This is a genomic window from Arthrobacter sp. JCM 19049, from assembly GCF_001310435.1.
Map to the genome: position 1 here is coordinate 1 of NZ_BAXF01000780.1, position 789 is coordinate 789.

Genomic DNA, 789 nt, shown 5'->3' on the forward strand with positions numbered 1-789 from the left:
GTCCGGGAGGCGGGTCGGTGCCCGGGGCGGGGTGAATGCTGTCGTGCTGCTGATCCAAGGTCTTCACCTTCCCCACCCTAGGCGCAAGCGCCCGGGCCGCTCAATGAACTGGCTTACCCTTGTCCGTTGGCAGGAAACACGCTGGACGCCGCTCCGCCGGGCGGCGCGCTTGCGGTAGGCTTTCGACACTTGCACGCTGTGTTGTTGTCACGAGGAGTCCGGAATATGGGGAAACGGCGAAGCATGCCCGATGACAGTCCCGAGGCGCCGCACCGCCAGTGGAATGAGCTGTTGCAGGAGATGCGCGTCATGCAGACGGGCATCCAGATCCTGGCGGCGTTCCTGGTGGTGCTGCCCTTCCAGTCGCGGTTCGAGATCGTTGAGCCGCGCGAACAGGTGATCTATGCGGTGCTGCTGCTGGTCTCGGTGCTGCTGATACTGCTGATGATCTTCCCGGTGGCGGTCCACCGCTACCTGTTCGGGCAGCGGGTGAAGGCCACCACCGTGCACCTGGGGCATATCGTGGTCAAGGTCGTCGGGATCGGGGTGGGTCTGCTGATCTGCGGTTGTGTCTGGTTCGTGGTGCAGGTGCTGTTCGGCTGGCAGATCGGCTCGCTGGTCGGCGGTTCACTGATGCTGGTGACCATCTTCCTGCTGGTGATCCTGCCGCGGCTGGTCACCCCGCTGGACACCCTGCCGCAGCAGGACCGCTAGCCCAGCCGTCCCTTGTCAATGCGGCGCAGGCTGTAGCGCATCGGGGCGTGGCGCACCGCCCGGGGCAGTACCCGG

General features: G+C 65.7%; 1 protein-coding gene. It reads left to right on the top strand.

Annotated elements, in window-relative coordinates:
* Nucleotides 1-243 precede the first annotated feature (243 nt).
* Nucleotides 244-714, top strand: coding sequence for a DUF6328 family protein (locus JCM19049_RS16210; RefSeq protein ID WP_054822059.1), 471 nt, complete (start codon nt 244-246; stop codon nt 712-714).
* Nucleotides 715-789: the final 75 nt, after the last annotated feature.